Annotated in this window: 13 protein-coding genes; 4 read left to right on the plus strand and 9 right to left on the minus strand. The window is 63.0% G+C overall.

Features of this window, described 5'->3' with window-relative positions; translation table 11 throughout:
- Positions 1-78: 78 nt before the first annotated feature.
- Together AC6I97_RS17740 and AC6I97_RS17745 are read left to right on the plus strand one after the other, a co-directional pair.
- Positions 79-1722 carry a dolichyl-phosphate-mannose--protein mannosyltransferase gene (locus AC6I97_RS17740; protein ID WP_497947174.1) on the plus strand — a complete coding sequence of 548 codons (1644 nt, stop codon included), beginning with the start codon at positions 79-81 and terminating at the stop codon, positions 1720-1722.
- A 10-nt stretch (positions 1723-1732) separates the two neighbouring features.
- Positions 1733-3565, plus strand: coding sequence for an AMP-dependent synthetase/ligase (locus AC6I97_RS17745; protein ID WP_224166842.1), 1833 nt, complete (start codon positions 1733-1735; stop codon positions 3563-3565).
- A gap of 12 nt (positions 3566-3577) precedes the next feature.
- Here the strand turns inward: AC6I97_RS17745 and AC6I97_RS17750 are convergent, their stop codons facing one another.
- The gene (locus AC6I97_RS17750; RefSeq protein WP_224166841.1) at positions 3578-4690 is read right to left on the minus strand and encodes a TIGR01906 family membrane protein; all 1113 of its coding nucleotides are present in this window, start codon (positions 4688-4690) and stop codon (positions 3578-3580) included.
- Between the two features lie 154 nt (positions 4691-4844).
- On the minus strand, positions 4845-5840 hold the full coding sequence (locus AC6I97_RS17755) for a stage II sporulation protein M (RefSeq protein ID WP_497945687.1): 996 nt from the start codon (positions 5838-5840) through the stop codon (positions 4845-4847).
- Positions 5841-5954: 114 nt separating this feature from the next.
- On the opposite strand from AC6I97_RS17755, the gene AC6I97_RS17760 reads away from it, so the two are divergent.
- A complete protein-coding gene (locus tag AC6I97_RS17760) occupies positions 5955-6758 on the plus strand; it encodes an RDD family protein (RefSeq protein ID WP_224091645.1) in 804 nt (267 codons plus the stop codon).
- Between the two features lie 29 nt (positions 6759-6787).
- Here AC6I97_RS17760 and AC6I97_RS17765 read toward each other — a convergent pair whose 3' ends face one another.
- The 5 genes from AC6I97_RS17765 to AC6I97_RS17785 all read right to left on the minus strand — a co-directional run bounded on the left by AC6I97_RS17765 (position 6788) and on the right by AC6I97_RS17785 (position 11499).
- The gene (locus AC6I97_RS17765) at positions 6788-7612 is read right to left on the minus strand and encodes a pentapeptide repeat-containing protein (RefSeq protein WP_497945688.1); all 825 of its coding nucleotides are present in this window, start codon (positions 7610-7612) and stop codon (positions 6788-6790) included.
- 208 nt (positions 7613-7820) lie between these two features.
- The gene (locus AC6I97_RS17770; protein ID WP_497945689.1) at positions 7821-9041 is read right to left on the minus strand and encodes a L,D-transpeptidase; all 1221 of its coding nucleotides are present in this window, start codon (positions 9039-9041) and stop codon (positions 7821-7823) included.
- A 146-nt stretch (positions 9042-9187) separates the two neighbouring features.
- Positions 9188-10666 (minus strand): adenosylhomocysteinase, encoded by a 1479-nt coding sequence (gene ahcY, locus AC6I97_RS17775; protein WP_497945691.1) that lies wholly within the window; start codon positions 10664-10666, stop codon positions 9188-9190.
- 55 nt (positions 10667-10721) lie between these two features.
- Positions 10722-10940: a Trm112 family protein gene (locus tag AC6I97_RS17780; protein WP_224091642.1), complete on the minus strand. Its 219-nt coding sequence runs from the start codon at positions 10938-10940 to the stop codon at positions 10722-10724.
- A gap of 181 nt (positions 10941-11121) precedes the next feature.
- Entirely contained in the window at positions 11122-11499 is a 378-nt protein-coding gene (locus AC6I97_RS17785; RefSeq protein WP_497945692.1) for a DUF3499 domain-containing protein, read from the minus strand.
- 141 nt (positions 11500-11640) lie between these two features.
- Between AC6I97_RS17785 and AC6I97_RS17790 the strand changes: the two genes are divergently transcribed.
- On the plus strand, positions 11641-12159 hold the full coding sequence (locus AC6I97_RS17790) for a metallopeptidase family protein (protein WP_224091639.1): 519 nt from the start codon (positions 11641-11643) through the stop codon (positions 12157-12159).
- 21 nt (positions 12160-12180) lie between these two features.
- Here AC6I97_RS17790 and AC6I97_RS17795 read toward each other — a convergent pair whose 3' ends face one another.
- Together AC6I97_RS17795 and AC6I97_RS17800 are read right to left on the minus strand one after the other, a co-directional pair.
- Positions 12181-13878, minus strand: coding sequence for a DUF5719 family protein (locus tag AC6I97_RS17795; RefSeq protein WP_497945694.1), 1698 nt, complete (start codon positions 13876-13878; stop codon positions 12181-12183).
- Entirely contained in the window at positions 13871-17245 is a 3375-nt protein-coding gene (locus AC6I97_RS17800) for a glycosyltransferase (protein ID WP_497945696.1), read from the minus strand. Before AC6I97_RS17800 ends, AC6I97_RS17795 begins: the two co-directional genes overlap by 8 nt.
- Positions 17246-17273 lie beyond the last annotated feature (28 nt).

Raw genomic sequence — 17273 nt, forward strand, 5'->3', positions numbered from 1 at the left:
CAGGAAACAGCGGCCAGGGGAACTACCTCATGGCGGCCTCCGTCCAGGCAGGACGACCCCGCTGGCAGCAACAGCAAGCTGCCTCCCGGACGCGGGCTCGAAGGCCACCGCTGGATCGCCAGACCTGCTGCGGCCTTCTCAGTGGACGCCCTGACATCGCGTTTGATCGGCGGGATCCAAAGCTGGCGGGATTACCCGCCGTCGCTGCGTTTATGGTTCTGGTTGATTCCCGCCATTACCGCCGCCATCGGAGGAATCCTGCGCTTCTTCCGTCTTGAGGTCCCCCACAGCCTGGTCTTCGACGAAACGTATTACGTCAAAGACGCGTATTCGTACCTCGTCAGCGGATACGAACGCAGCTGGCCAGCCAACGCCAACGATTCCTTCAACGCCGGCAATCCCGAGATCCTGCTCAATACCCCGGAGTACGTGGTTCATCCTCCGGTGGGGAAATGGATGATTGCCTTCGGCATGTGGTTGTTTGGGGCTGACAATCCGTTCGGCTGGCGTTTTGGTGCCGCCCTGACCGGGACTCTCACGGTCTTCCTGCTCTCACTCATCACGCTGAAGCTCTTCCGTTCCCACACGCTTGGCGCAGTGGCCGGCTTGCTGCTCGCGGTTGACGGCCACCACCTGGCGTTGTCGCGAACGTCCCTGCTGGACATCTTCCTTGCGTTCTGGATCCTTGCCGCCTTTGGTGCATTGCTTTTGGACCGCGACGACGGCCGGCGTCGCCTTGCTGCCAGGCTGGCCGCCCGTGCGGCTGCTTCATCCGACGGCCGGCCCCCGGCCAAGCAACTGTTGGCCGGCCCCTGGTTGGGGATGCGTTGGTGGCGCCTGGTTGCCGGGATTTGCCTCGGACTGGCTGTGGGCACCAAATGGTCTGCGCTGTTTTTCGTCGCCGCGTTCGGCTTGTTGACCGTCTTCTGGGACATGAGCGCCCGCCGCATTGCCGGGATCCGCAGCTGGCCCAGTGCAGCGGTCATCAAGGATGGACTTCCGGCTTTCCTGACCATTGTCCCGATCGCGGCGGCCACATACGTCGCCACGTGGACCGGCTGGTTCCTCTCCAAGGATGCCTACTACCGCCAGTGGGCGGCCACCAATCCGGCGCCCGGGTGGGATTGGCTGCCCAATTCCGTGCGTTCCCTGGCGCATTACCACCTTGAAGCGTACAAGTTCCATCAGGGCCTCAGTGCCGACCACCCCTACGAATCCAGCCCCTGGACCTGGCTGGTCATGGGCAGGCCCACCTCGTTCTATTACCAATCGCCCAAGCAGGGCACTGCCGGCTGCATTGCCGAGACGTGTTCCTCGGCCATCCTGCCCGTCGGCAACCCCGTTGTCTGGTGGGGCGGCACCATTGCCCTGGTGATCCTGCTCTTCTGGTGGGCAGGCCGACGGGATTGGCGCGCCGGGGCCATCCTCGTTGGAGTCGGGGCTGGATACCTGCCGTGGTTCATGTATCCCGAACGCACGATGTTCATCTTCTACGCAGTTTCCTTTGAACCGTTCCTGGTGCTGGCCCTGACGTATGTCCTGGGGTTGGTGCTGGGCCGCACCACCGATCCTCCTTGGAGGCGGAGATACGGACTCTACATAGTGGGCTCGGTTGTGGTGCTGGCCGTGCTGGCAACAGCGTTTTTCTACCCCGTACTGACCGCCGAAGTCATCAGCTACCAGGAGTGGCGGATGAGGATGTGGATGCCATCGTGGATCTAGGAGGAGGATCGTGAGGGAGGCAAGCACGGAGCTTCTGGTCGAGGCCGACGAGAATACCAACGTGACCGACCTCCTTCTGGAACGATGCGCCAAGGACCCGTTCGGCAACCTTTACGCCCACAAGACAGCCAATGGGTGGCTCAACGTGCCTGCTGCACGCTTCCTCGCGGACGTCCAGGCACTGGCCAAGGGCCTCATTGCAGGGGGCGTCAACCCCGGCGATCCCGTAGCTGTGCTCTCCCGCTCAAGCTTCGAATGGACCTTGGTGGACTTCGCCATCTGGATGGCTGGCGGAGTTACCGTACCCATTTATGAAACGTCTTCGGCGAGCCAGATCGAGTGGATCCTCGCCGATTCCGGTGCCCGGCGCATCTTTGTGGAAGACACCTCCAAAGCAGACCTGCTTCACGCCCTCGTTGAGAAGTCCACAGCTTTGGGTGAGGACCCGGTGACGATCATCCGCATGGAGCACGACGGTGAGGCGCCGAACCTGACCAGCCTTGCCGCCGTCGGAATTGGCATTATGGATGCCGAGCTTGAGCGCCAGCGCAGCGCCGCCAACTTGTCCGATGTAGCCTCGATCGTCTACACCTCCGGCACAACCGGCAAACCCAAGGGCTGCGAAATCACGCATGGCAACTTCGTGCTCGTTGCCCGGAACGTCATCCCGTTCCTCCCCGAACTGTTGATGCAGCACGGCGCGCGAACGTTGATGTTCCTGCCGCTGGCACATGTCCTGGCAAGGGCAGTCCAGGTGGTCTGCCTCACCGCAGGCGTCACGTTGGGGCACAGTCCGGGTGCCAGCGGCCTCATGGCGGACCTGGGCGCCTTCAAACCGACCTTCCTGCTCGCAGTTCCCCGCATCTTCGAAAAGGTCTACGCCGGCGCCGGACACAAAGCGGCAATGTCAGGCAAGTCCCGGCTGTTCGCCGCTGCGTCCGCGGCCGCCGTCGAATATTCGACGGCGGTAGAGCTCGCCGCCCGCGGGCAGGGGCCCGGTCCGGGTTGGTTCCTTAACCTCAAGCATTCGGCATTCAACAAACTCCTCTACCCCAAGGTGCGGGAGGTCTTCGGCGGCGCCATCGGGTACACCGTGTCCGGGGCCAGCCCCCTCAGCCTCCGGGAAAACCATTTCTTCCACGGTGCCGGGATCCCTGTCCTTGAAGGCTATGGCCTCACCGAAACCACTGCGCCCTGTACCGTCAACACGCCAAGCATGTCCCGCATAGGGACCGTTGGCATACCGCTGCCCGGCACCACCATCCGGGTGGCCCCGGATGGCGAGGTGCTGGTCAAGGGGATCGGCGTGTTCAAGGGCTACCACCGCAATGAGGCCGCCACCGCTGAGGCCTTCGTCGACGGCTTCTTCCGCACAGGAGACCTTGGCGAGCTTGACCCGGACGGGTTCCTCACCATCACAGGCAGGAAGAAAGACCTGTTGGTCACCGCAGGGGGCAAGAACGTCGCACCCGGTCCCCTCGAAGAGAAACTGCGGGAGCACCCGCTTGTGGGACAGGCCGTGGTGGTGGGCGACGGCAAGCCGTTCGTCGCAGCACTGGTGGCCCTGGATCCTGAAGGGCTTGAAGACTGGTGCGCCGAGAACAAGCGCGACGCCATGTCCCCCAGTGAAGCCGCCGGGGACGAGCGCGTTCGTGCAGCAGTCCAGTCTGCGGTGGACGAAGCGAACACTCTGGTGTCCTCGGCCGAATCCATCCGTAAGTTTGGCTTTATCACTGCGGATCTCAGCGTCGAGTCCGGGCACCTGACGCCGTCGCTCAAGCTGAAGCGGGCCGCGGTGGTTAAGGACTTCTCCTCGTTGGTGGAGAAGCTTTACGAAAAGTAGCGCCCCGCTCGTTTATGCGACGGTTTCGCCGGTGTCCTTGCGGACACCAGGGGTATCGCTTTCGTCGTCGATCTCCGTTGAGGATGCTTCTTCTTCGGCCGCTGACTTTGCGTCCAAACCACGACGACGACGCGTTGGCCAGGTGAGGATGAAGGTGATCGTTGCGGCCAGGAACACGAGCGCTCCAATGACGATTCCGGCATCCACCCAGAACTGTCCCGGGAAGAGACGAATGAGCGTGTCTTCCAGCGAGAATGTCCAGGTTCCATTGGCGAAGAAGATCCGGTGGAACTCCGTGAAGAACTGCTGCCAGCTCAGGGCTGCCAGCACTCCAAGGCCGATGATGATGACCAAGGTGACGATGGAGCCGGCGAAGAGCCCGCGCCGAACACCGCCTGTACTGCGCTTACGCAAGTAGGCAATGGCGATGATGCTCAAAAGAATGAGCAGCAGGCCGGCACCGAACGAGGACAGAATGACCATCTTCACGTCCGCCATGTGCGCGACTTCGCTGTCCTTGAAAAGCTTGGCACCGTCCTGGTTTACCAAGCCACCCAAATATCTGGGCCCGGACCAATTGCTCAGGTAGTCCACAGCATAGGAGCCGTAAGTCATGCGATCGTCCGTGCTGAACCCGTAACCGTCTCCGGGGAAACCCGGCCGGTTGTATTCAACCCAGAGGAAGAGGGGGCTGGTCACTGCGCGGACAGCCAGCACCAAGAGGATCACAGGAAAGAAGACGGCGAGCAATACCTGGAAAATGCGGGGGCCGATCGGCTTGACCTTTGCAGCCTGTTCGCGTTCCGCATTACGCCTGGCAACTTCGTCCTCCGGCGGACGAACCTGGAGGGCCGACGTCGGCAACGGTTCCGAATAGTGTGCCGGTTGGCGACTTGCGGGCGCATCTGCCACCGTCTCCGCGAAAAGCGGTGGCTCCGGCTCAACGTCCGCAGCCTCGGCGGCCTTCCGGTCAGCGCGGCTCTCTGGCTGAACGGGGACCGGACCTGAGGGAGCAGCAGAAGAACCACCAGGCGCCTTGGGCTTCATCCAGTCAAAGGCCGGCTCGTCGGGGTCCTCGTGGACGTCCGTCCCCGGATCTTGTGGTTTTGGGCTCTTGTCACTCACAGCGGTTTCACTTCCGTAGGCATCCCACCGGCCTGACCATGCTGCCGGCACTCTTGTCTGCATTCGAGCCTACAGTCCGGCTTTGGGCGGAGACGAGGAGCCACCCCGCGTTGGGCAAGATCGAAACGCAACTGTAAGGTGCGGGCGTGTCCGCCTAGACAGCAATCCCCCGGTAGCCGGCGTCATGGCTGTCAAGATCGCCGGTAGCGCCCGAGCGGAATGAACGTCCACCCACAACCAGGGTGTACGTCCAATAGGCCACCAGGACCAGCGCCCCGATCGCGATCTTCATCCAGACAGGCAAGGGGCTTGGTGTCACGAATGCTTCCACCAGGCCCGAGATGAGAAGAACGAGGACCAACCCGAGGGCAACCGTGATGAGCGAACGTCCTTCGTCCGCCACGGCCTGCATCCGGGTCCGGGGTCCGGGCCGGACCATCGACCAAAAAATCTTCAGCCCGGCTGCGCAGGCGATGAACACCGCGGTCAATTCCATGAGCCCATGCGGAAGGATGTAGCTGAAGAAGACATCCAACTTTCCCGCGGAGGCAAACACGCCGGCTGCCGCACCCACGCCCTGGGCGTTGAGGAAGAGAATCATGGGCACCCAAAACCCCGTAATTCCGAACGCAACGGCTTGGGCTGAAATCCAGGCGTTATTAGTCCAGACCGCGCCGGCAAAGGACGCCGCCGGATTCTCCGAGTAGTAGTCGATGAAGTCGTCTTCAATGTACTGACGCACCCTGTCATCGCTGCCAAACGCGGCCCGCAGCGCCTCGGGCGACGTCCCGATCCACAGGGCGTACGCCCCACTCACCAGCACGAAGAACATCCCACACCACACTGTTAGCCATCGGAGTCTGTAGAACGCCGCCGGCAAGGCGATAACGAAGAAACGGGCGAGGTCTTCCATGAAGTTCGAACGTGCCCCGGTGAACCTGGTTCGAGCCTGGGCAAGCGCGGCAGACAGCGATGAGGACAGGGCCGTCTCGGGAGCCACCGAGCGGATAAGGGACAAATGTGCGGAGACAGTCTGGTACAGGCGCAATAGTTCGTCGGCCTCGGACCCAGTGAGCCGCCGCTTATGTGCCAAAAACGTCAGCCGCGACCATTTGTCCCCATGCACGGCCGAAAAGGCATCGATGTCCACGGCACCACCCTATCCCTGCCTGCCCTATTCCTGTCTGCCCTGATGGTCGCGGCTAGACTCGTTGATGCGGGTACATGATGCGCCCGCCGCGATTGCTGGCCACCGGGGGCGGATTTGAGTTCAATCATCACAGGCGAGGCAGTGGTCCTGGAATTGCGCCCGGCGTCCTTCGCCGCCCGCGCGCTGGGGCTCATTCTGGACGTCATTGCCAACGTCCTGCTCCTGATCCTCCTCATCATCCTGGTCCTCTCCGCCGCCCGGGATCTCGATGAAGCCGCGGTCCGGGCCATGGTCCTGGCCTGTGTCGTCTTCTCCTTCGTCATCGTTCCCGTCGGTGTGGAGACGCTCACCCGCGGCCGCTCCTTGGGGAAGCTGGCCGCGGGCCTGCGTGTGGTCAGGGACGACGGCGGCTCCATCCGGTTTCGGCACGCGGTCATCCGTGGGCTGCTCGGGTTCCTCGAGATTTACATGACTTTCGGTGGCCTCGCTATCGGAGTGGCGCTCTTCAACGACAAGTCCAAGCGCCTCGGCGACGTCGTAGCAGGCACTTACTCCCTGCGGCAGCGCGTGCCCTCCGAGCCGAGGATCTTTCCCGGCGCTCCGCCATACCTCCAACCATGGGTGGCCTTAGCGGACATAGGCCGGATCCCCGACGCCACAGCCCGCCGGGCCGGAACCTTCGTTCAGCAGGCGTACCTCATGGCACCATCCTCACGCGCCAGGATGGCCGCAGCGCTGGCCTCCGAGCTGGCCAACTACGTCGCGCCGCCACCGCCAGCGGGAACGATTCCCGAGGACTACATAGGGGCAGTCCTCGGTGAGCGACGCAACCGCGAATTTGCCCGCCTCCGCACGGCGGAACAGCGCAACGCCGCCATCGGCGAAAGGCTCCGCAAGCTGCCGTTTACCCAGGGCTGAGACAACGTCGCAGCCTTTCGCCGATGTTCCTAGTGCCAATGGGCAGGCGTAGCGAGTCTTTCAGGCAGGCGCGTTTCCCGGTTTCCTTGGGCGGCGTTGATTTGCGGTTGGGTGAGGTAGAGGGACCTTGCTAGGTTGGCGCCGTGGAGACGGGTATCGCGCAGATCGGCGCCGAGGAGGTCAACGGCGGTTAAGTCACTGCGCTCCAGGTTTGCCCCTATCAGGTAGGCACCGCGGAGGTCCGAGCCGCATAGTTGCCGCTTTGCCAAATTGGCACCCATGAGGTCGGCACCCGGGTGGATTCTGCCGTCGGGCATTTCACGGCCCTCAGCCGCATATGAAGCGCGCACCTCCTCGCTGACCTCCATCAAAAGGGCGCGCACCCGGGCGTGTAAATGTCCGACGTCGGCAGCCAGGACTGCGGACACCTCGCCTTGGGATGTGGTTTCGATATCTGCGGAAAGCCCGCGGGCGGTGGCCGCCAGCTCGGGATCGAAAGCGCGTTGTTCAGCTTCGGCCAAGTACCACAACATTTCGTGCAGTTGCTTGACGATCTTGAAGACAGCGAACATCGAGGCCTTGGACTCCGGATCCTGGACCCAGCTCGTACCCCCAAACGTGCGTTGGGAAACCACTTGGCCTGCGCCGAAGCAGTCAAAGACAGTACATCCGCTGAATCCGCGGGGCCGCAAACGTTGATGGATGGTGCAGGAAAAGTCGCTGGCCATGTTCGGGCAGGCTGAAGCAGCCGGTTTATCGATGGCGAAATCGGCTGAGCGGGCAAAGCCAAGGGCGGTGCAGCAGAGGGCGAAGCAATTGCTGCAGTCCGGGCGAAGGGTTGGCGAAATAGTCATTAGTGCTCCAAGCGATGAAATGGAATCCGGTGGAAGGAGCCGGGAACCCTGCGCGGGTTCCCCTAGGGAAGACTCGTAATCACCACGGAGGGCAGCACAAATAACAGGTCCGGCCAGGTGCCGGAACCGGAAAGGAGAATCAAAGACCGCAAGAAATAATCACTGCCTCGATATTAACAGCAATTCTGTCCCCGGCTGGAGATGGAGGCTACCGCTGGGCGTAGCTGGCCCAGGGGATGTTCCAGTCGCCGAACCCCTCCAAGGGCTCCACAGCCGGCGCACCAGTATTCAGGATCTGCACCACATCACCGGTTTTCATGTTGTTGAAAAACCAGGCAGCATCCTCGGGCAGCAAGCCAACGCAGCCGTGGGAAACGTTCACGCGTCCAATGGCGCCCCAAGCGGACTCCAGGGCTTGGTGGACATAGACGCCGGACCACGTGAGGCGGTTGGCATAGTCCACCACCATTGGAGCGTAATAGCCCTTGTCCCCGGGTTTGAGGCCGATGCTTCCAGCGTTGAAGTTGGATTTGCGTTCTTGTTCAAGGATCACGGCATAGCCGGTGGGCGATAGCCAGTCTTCGCCACCCAGCGATACGGGTGCGGTGTGCATCAGTTGGCCATCGAAGTACACGTTCATGGTCTTGGTGTTGTCATCCACCACAGCCACGCGTTGCGGTCCCGTAGTGAAAGTGGAAACGACATCGCCGTTGCCGATCATCTTGTTGCCGAAATCGACGCCCAGGAGCTTCATATCCACTGTGACCGTGGTTCCCGACGCCCAGAAGGCCTCCGGACGAATGCGGACCTTCTTGTCCGAGTACCAATGCCACGCCACTGGCTGGCCCGATGAAACGGTGATGGCAACGCGCTTTTCCATCGCGGCCTTGTCAACCACAGGTTCACTGAAGTTGATTTCGATCGGCTGGCCCGAGCCGGCAACTGTGCCGTTACGCGGATAAATGGAAGCATCGGCCTCGTAGGCGGCAGAAACCGTGGTGAAGGTCTGCGTCTTCTTCGTTTCCTTACCTGCGGTGTCCACAATGGTGAAGGAATAGCTGTATTGGGTCTTGAACTTCAGGACCTCAAGGGTTGTCCATGTGCTGCCATCCGCGCTGGTCTTCCCCTGCACAGGTGTACCGCCTTCAACCGGCGCCAGCACAACATCCTTGACCTTGCCGTTGACGGCCTTGATCTGCGGGCCAACCACTGGATTCCACTCCACAGCGCCATCCAGCGGTGTGATGCCCAGTTCGACGGGTTTGGCCTCCGGCGTCGGAGTGGAGCGGGTTGTGGCCACGCCGTTGGGGGTGGAACCGGACAGCAATCCAGGAACAGTGGCAACGCCAATACCGCCCACGACGATGGCCGCAAAGACCCCTCCAATGGCAAGGATCTTGCCCGTTTTCCGTTTGGCGACTTCCGTCATGGTTCCCGTCTTCCTGTCCCCCGGCAAGCAATACTGAACACCCAATTCTAGCCGAAAGGCCGGCCACGCTGGTCACGTGTCCGGCCTTTCACTGCGGCTTGGGGCTGCCGCTTGGAGGTTACTGGCACCCCAAAACTGAACTTGGCCTAGTAGCGGTAGTGCTCCGGCTTGTACGGACCTGCAACATCCAGGTCCAGGTAATCCGCCTGATCCTTGCTCAGTTCCGTCAACTCCACGCCAAGCGCATCCAGGTGCAGGCGGGCTACCTTTTCGTCCAGGATCTTGGGCAGGACGTAAACCTGCTTATGGTATTCGCGTTCCCCGGCCGGCTGGTCCTTCTTGGTCCAGAGTTCAATCTGCGCGATCGTCTGGTTTGTGAATGAATTGCTCATCACGAAGGACGGGTGGCCCGTTGCGTTGCCCAGGTTCAGGAGCCTGCCTTCAGACAGCACGATGATCGACCGTTCGGAGTCGGAGCCGGCGTCGAAGACCCACTCGTGAACCTGGGGTTTGATCTCCACCTTCTTGACGCCGGGAACCTTGGCAAGACCTGCGATGTCGATCTCATTGTCGAAGTGGCCGATGTTGCCCACGATCGCCTTGTTCTTCATGCCCAGCATGTGCTCGGCCATGATGACGTCCTTGTTGCCGGTGGTGGTGATGAAGATGTCACCCTGGGCAAGGACAGATTCCAGCTTGGCCACTTGGTAGCCATCCATGGCGGCCTGCAGGGCACAAATGGGGTCTATCTCGGTAACTACAACGCGCGAACCCTGGCCGCGTAGTGCTTCTGCCGCACCCTTGCCGACGTCGCCGTAGCCACAAACCACGGCAACCTTGCCGCCCATGAGGACGTCCGTTGCACGGTTGATTCCGTCCGGCAGCGAGTGGCGGATGCCGTATTTGTTGTCGAACTTGCTCTTGGTGACGGAGTCGTTGACGTTGATGGCCGGGAACAGCAGTTTGCCCTGTTCGGCGAGTTGGTACAGACGGTGCACGCCCGTGGTGGTTTCTTCCGTGACACCCTGGATCCGGGCGGCCACGCGTGTCCACTTCTGCGGGTCCGCGGCCAGGGTCCGGCGAAGGAGGTCCAGAATGAGGACGTACTCTTCAGGATCTTCCTCGGTGGCTGCGGGAACGGCGCCTGCAGCCTCGAAATCGACGCCCTTGTGCAGCAGCAGGGTGGCGTCGCCGCCGTCGTCCAGGATCATGTTGGGACCCAGCTCCGGGTTGGCGTCCGCTCCGGGCCAGGTAAGGATCTGCTCTGCAGTCCACCAGTATTCCTCGAGGGTCTCGCCCTTCCACGCGAACACGGGAACACCCTGCGGATCTTCCGGCGTGCCCTTACCGACGACGACGGCGGCGGCGGCTTCGTCCTGGGTGGAGAAAATGTTGCACGAGGCCCAACGAACTTCGGCGCCCAGGGCGGTGAGGGTTTCGATGAGGACGGCTGTCTGGACCGTCATGTGCAGCGAACCGGCGATGCGGGCGCCCTTGAGCGGCTGCGACGGGCCGAACTCAGCACGAAGGGACATGAGGCCCGGCATTTCGTGCTCAGCGAGACGGATCTGGTGGCGGCCTGCCTCGGCAAGGGAAATGTCAGCCACTTTGTAGTCGAAAGTCATGGAAGTCCTTATGGATGTTTAGGCGTACCGTGCGGGATTGCTGTTCTGGAAGTACTCAGGCCTTGGCGTTGTGCTGGCTGGAGCTTGCGGCGTTGGAAGCAGCCAGCAGTTCCGGCGGCAGAAGCAGGGGAATGCCGTCCTCAATCGCGTAACGGACCTTTTCACCGTTCTCGGCGGTAGCCGTTGACACAAGGTCCTCCCCCTCCTGGACCAGCGATGAACCCGTCACTGGGCAGCGCAGGATGGACAACAGTTCAGGACTGACCTTTGGCATGAATGATGCTCCCTGGATGGCGCGGGCATGGCGCCGCTGGCGGATTTATCTGCAGATTCCAGCCTACAGCGCAGGACCATCCACCAAGGAGCCGACGAAGATTTGAGTCCGGGATTGCCGTGCGTGTCCGGGGTGGTCGTACGTGTCCGGGGTCGCCGTGTGTGGCAGGGTCAGGACGGACCTAGGACGGTTCGCGCAGTATCCGCAAGTGGCCGCGGCGCGCACCTTCAACCATGGCGGGAGGCTCCACATGCGGCCGACTGGAACGCGGTGGGGTGTCCGTTGCCGCTGAAGCTGCTTCCCGCACCGCGTTGGCAAGAGCCAGCAAGTCATCGGGGCCAGGCTCCGGAGGTGTCGTTGGCATAGCCAGGCGCAGCACTTCCCAGCCCCGCGGGACTGTCAGGGATTCCGCATGCTGGGCGCAAAGATCGTACGCATGCGGTTCGGCGTACATGGCCAGCGGGCCGAGGACCGCTGTGGACTCGGCATACACGTACGTCAAAGTAGCCACCGCGGATTGGCGGCAGGCGGACCTTGAACACTGACGAATAGCACCCACAACATCCCAGATTAGCGCCCCTTGGCCCATAACCTGCGCATTGGCTGGCCGTGCCCACCCGGAAGGTGCAGTCAGCGCCGGTCACGGCGCGCTGGTCGCCATGATGTCGCGTTGGCGGTTCCTCGGGACTAAAGTCGATATATGCAGTCACAGCCACATGTTCCTGGCTTCACAATCCGGTGGACTGACGCCGCAGGCGATCAGGCAAAGGAACACACCGGCACGGATGTCCGCGGTTTCCGGCGGCGCCGGAGAAACCGTCACGGCAGAGGATTGCGTGGGGAACTCATGCTCCCAAGTCTTCCCGGCTTCCGGACCCGCGCCGAACGTTTCGATGACATGGTGCTGGACTCAGCCGAACGCCTCCAGGATATGTGGGGCAAGCAGTTGGATGGCGTGCTCTTCGCCGTCGACGAAATCCCGCCGAACCTGGAGCAATTGGTCGCCGAAGGCGCGGCAGCCCCCATGGGCTCCTACACTCCGGGCAGCCGAGGCGAAGCACCCATGATCGCTGTGTACCGCCGTGTCGTCGAACAGACAGCCGGAACACGGGAAGAGCTCCAGGACCTCGTTCACGACGTCGTGGTGGAGTACACCGCGGAAATGCTCGGGGTACCGCCGGAGACGCTGGATCCGGTGTACCGGCGTCGCTACCAGTAGCGCCCGCGGGTCCCAACCCACCTAGTAGCCCACCGTCACAGGAACTTTCTCGAGCCCCGCAGCAGCATCCTGGATGCCCAGCACCGAGACGTCGGCGCGGTCCTGCCTACCCAGGATAAGTGCCCCATACGCAGGGTCCCCGGATGCTGAAACCACGTACCCGGCAACCACTGCTTGTCCGGATTTTGCTGGAAGCTCGATCAGCGATGTTGTGCCACCGGACATGTCCACGTCCACCGACTTGCCCACCTTCCCATCGGCTGTCACCGGTGCGTAGCTAACAGTTGCGCGTCCCTCAGGAACGCCAAAGCTGAAGGAGTTCTGCCCATCACGGGGCACGGCCACCACATGCTGGCTTCCCAGCCTGGCCGAAGACGGCGACCACGCGAAATCCGTTGGATCCTCCGCTTTGGCCCCCCGTGTGATCCGGGTTGAAGCGACGAACGCGACATCGGAACTCGCACTCACGGTGTAGCTGCCGGCCGGAACGCCGTCCAGGTCCAACGTAGCTACCGTGCCGCCCTTGACCGTGACTACTCCCCCATTGGGGAGCTGGCGCTCACCGTTCGCGCCGTACAGCCGGACCTGAACCACGGCGTCCGTGGACCCGGGTACGGCTATTTGAAGCGCAGGAACGGCGTCGGCAAAGCCGGATTTACTGCCAAGTGCCTTGATCGCCGCTGCATCCTGGATGTCGACGCCGGCCATCACCTGGAGGTTGGACGGCCCGGAACCCGGGGCCAGGAACTCCACCCCGCCCGGCACCAGTCCGCGCAGCACGCTCTGCTGAATGGTCCCTGCAACGGGTCCGCCCGAGCTGCGTACGTGCACTGCCAGTTGGGATTCGCCCGGGGCAAGGCCGGCAAGGTTTACCGAACGCGTTGTCCCGGGAGCCACCAGAAGACCCCGTGCGCCCGGCGCCTGGATCTGCCCCTGGGCGCCGAAGAGGTCCAGGTTGACGGTGGCAGGCGTCTCGGATGCATTGCTGAGGTTCAGGACCGCGGTCCGGCCAAGCGCGGTGTCCGCACCCAACAGCCAAGCATCATTTCCGGGCTGCTGGCACGGAGCCGCCGCAAGGCCACGGAGGTCGCCGTCGTTGGCTGAATAGCTCAGGTTCGCAGCCAAGGAGGCTTGTTCGTTTCCGAGCGGGTCAGCACCCACCACGGTAGGAGCTGTCACCGGGCTGATGGTCGCAGCCGCTGCCGTCAGAACCGGTGGACCGGAAGTGGGCGATGGGGTACTCGTGGGGGTCTTTGCAATTTCAGCAACTGCGCCGCCTGCCAACGACGTCACTTTACTGCCCGGAATGGTGCCTGCGGGATTGCTCAGGACCAGTGCGTTGAGCGCACTGGTGGCGGTGGTGGAAACCGGGCTGAATTCAGCATCGGTGTCCACATCGGTTCCGGTGACAAGGCGCGCTGGTTCCGGGCAGACGCCCAGGGAGCGGCCCGCCGGAACGTCGGCTTGCCGGATGTCCGCTGCAGATCCGCCTGAGGGCCCTGGAACCATCGAGGTGGCCGCAACCGCTCCGCCTCCCGCGGCAAGGATCACCGCTGCGGACAAAACCCCTGTGATGATGCCCTTGTTGGAACTGCGGGCGCCCTTGCCGGAACGGGCATCTTTGGTGGAGTTGGGTGCATCTTTGGTGGAACTGCGGGCATTCTTCGTGGAACCGCGCGTCGCGTTATCGTCCACCTGCTTCTTTGGGTCCTCAGACACTGCTGTACTCCTTACGGAGGGAGACTTCGTCCCTCGACATGCCGGTTCGCGAGCGGCGTGCGGGCATCGGAACGGCCAACAGCACGGTCAGGCCGAACACCACGGCCTGCAGGATGCCAAGCCAAAGACCCCAAGGGTTGGTGTACCGGATTTCCAGGTCGCCACCAGTGGCCGGAAGTTCGAAAGCCTGCGCCCACCCGGAGGTGGTCGACTTCAGCTGGCGCCCATCCATCCAAGCACTCCAGCCAGGATCGGACCGTTCAGCCAGGACCAGCCGGCGGCCTTCGTCGCCCGCCGGCACAGCTGCGTCCACGGACACCTCTGCTGAGGGCAGGTAGCCGATGGCCTCACCCTGGGCGTTGAGAATGCGAACCCTGTGGGCCGTGTCTGCAGCGGTGGCGGCAGAGGAATTCCTCGGGGTTACGCGCCACAACCACCCGGCGTCGGTTTGTCCAACAGCAACGAGGCCCGGAACGGCGTCGATCCTGCTGGCGGTCAGCTGGGCGGCGTCATCAGCCGCCTTGAGCACAACAAAACCGGCACCGAGCTGCTCCAGATCGTTGCGGGGGTCCACACCTGTGCTCGCCACGATAGTGGCCACTGCCCTGCGGAGGGACGCGGTAGCGGCGTCGTCGGTAGCAATCTCTTCACGGCCGGGCGCCCCAATAATGGTCCTGGCCGAGGCGATGGTAGACAGGCTGTCCAACGTAGTCCCGGCACCACGCATCAGAGAGGACGTAAAGGCGCCCTGCTCGCCGCTGGTGATGACCAACGTCCGCGTACGTTCCGGTCCCTCTCCGCGGTCGACGGCGGTGGCCGGCAAGGTGCCGTTGTCCACCGGCCGCACCTGGCGTGCAGCGCCCAAGGAGAGCTTCTTACCCGCCTCTGATCCAGGGGCGTCAGCTGTATCGGCAGCGACCGGGGCCTCAGAGACGGGCCGCAGGACGTTTTGTCCCGCCCATGCCGCAATCCCGGCCAAGGGTCCGCCCAGCAGCAGCGCAAGGGCAACACCCGACGCCACGCGCCGCAAGGGCGACTTCCAGCGGGCAGCATCAGAAGTCCTGGTGGGAACTGCAAAGAGCTTATCGGCACCGAGCAACGCCGCACCGAGCAGCAGGATTCCGGCTGCAGAAACCGCCGGGCCGGTGAACGGACCAACAATCACGTTGTTGTTGACTCCGGTGGCCACATGGCCCATCAGCCAACTGCTGGCCAACGTAGCCAGCGCGGCCAACCAGAAGACGCGGACAAGGGCGGTGCGCTTGCCGGGAAGGAACAGTGCCGCTACGGCCAAGAGAAGGACAGGGACGCTCACCAGCAGAGCAAGCACCAGAGCCCAAGGCACAGCGCCCGGTCCGAACATCCCAAGACCCGTAAGGCCGCCGTCGATGTCGAAAGCCAGGGGCTGGCCCAGGAACTGCTGCCACAGTGGTGCAGCGTCGAAACTGAGCGGCAGGCCCGGATCGGCAAGCAAGGAGCGGGGGCGGTCAAGAACCGAAATGCCGTAGGGAATGAACAGCGCGGCGCTGGGCAAAAGCGACCACCAGAGTGTCTTTCCCCGCGTTCCGAGCACCACGGCCACAAGGACGACGACCACCGTCAGTGGCCCCAGGAGCGACGGCGCGGATGCAGTGATTGCAGCCATCGCCAAGCCGGCAGCCGCCGCTGCGGTCCAGGACGGCGTGCCGTTAATTCCCGGTTTACCGAGCACGGGCGAGGGGCGACGCGTGAAAGGCGCCCTTGCGGCATTGGCCCGGCCTATCGCAGAACCGGACGCGCGTATCAGCGCCAGCAGCAGCAAAGGCATCAGCACGTGGGCCACCAAGGCTCCCGGCCTGCCTTGGTTGATGGCTACCAGCAGGGCAGGTGCCCCGGACCAGGCAAGAGCGGCAACAACCCGGAACCGGCGCCGGGCGGTCAAGGCCCCGGCAGCGAACCAGGCACCGATCGCAGAGAGTGGCATGGCCAGGATCAGCAACCACACGGTTGCCGAGTTGCCATCGCCACCCCCAAACAAGGAAAGAAGCCACAACACGTAAGCGAAGGGATCGGCGTGCCCAGGCAGTCCCGCACCGAGGGAAATCCACCATGTAGAGGCGTTGGCCCAGATCTCGGAGGGTGACCCGGACAACGGGAGGAGTCCTCCTCCGGCCACGGTTCCTGTGCGAAGGAGGCCGAAGAGTCCAACGAAAGAAGCGGCGAACGCGATGAGGGCAGCAGCAACTGCACCAGTGCCAACCCACCCGCGTTCGTTGGTGGCCAGCGCCTCGAAATCGTCAGAGGCATCGCCGCTGGGTTCGGGGGCGAGAAGATCGGAGGCTACGGTAGTTTCCTCGCTTGGGCGGATGGCCTCCAGCAGGGAACGCCGGTTGGCGCGGACTTCACGCGAGGACGTTTGGAGGCCCCGGACCACCGAACGGTGAACGCGGCGGGTCCTCGCCGCAATCCGGCGGCCTCTTGCGATAGCCAAGGGCCGCACCAAGCCGGCGATAGTGGCCGTGAACTGGGAGAATCCGTAGCCCGGTTCCTTGACCAGAATGCTCAGCACCAGACGGACAAGTGCGCCCAGGAGCGCCCCCACTGCCTGGAACGGCAGGTTCCACCACGGGGTGTGTTTGAGGCGCATGTGAATTTGCGCTTTGCGCGCCGCGGAGGACGTACCAAGACCGTGCGGGCGGTGCTCCACGTGGAACATGCGCGCGCTTGGCACCACCACCACACGGTTTCCCGCAAGCCAGTTGCGCCAGCAGAAATCGACGTCGTCGCCGCTGCCGGGCAAGGCAGGGTCAAAGCCCTGCAACTGCTCCCAGACGTCCCTGCGGATCAACATTCCGGCAGAGTTCACGGCAAAAGTGTCAGAGCGGGCATCATATTGCCCTTGATCTACTTCGTCTGCGTCGATCAGCGTGAGGCGTTCGGCCCAGCGGCTGGTGGATAATCCAACGTCCACCAGATGACGGTCGTCCTGCCACCCAAGCTGCTTGCAGCCGGCAACTGTTACCGAAGTGGTCCGTTCCACTGCGTGGAGAAGCTCGGCCAAGGCATCAGGAGCAGGAGCGGCGTCGTCGTGAAGGAGCCAGATCCATGGGACAGCACCGGCCGATTCTGCGCTTTTGGCAACGTCCTCATTCCTGGCGGCATCCCTGGGAGCAAGCTCGTCCAGGCCGGCCTGGACAGCGGCGCCAAAGCCAGACTTGGGCTGGACGAATGTGGTGACGTTTGCTTGACCCAAGGCCTCACGAAGCAAGTCGAGGGAGTTGTCTGTGGATCCTGTATCAATGCCAATGGCGGCATCTGCCGAACGCGTCTGGTTCGACAGTGCCGCCAAGGTCCTGGGGAGATAGCTCCCGCCGTCGTGGGCAACCACGACGGCGGTAACGTGTACTTCCTTAAGA

Source organism: Arthrobacter sp. TmtSoilC48 (genome assembly GCF_059739425.1).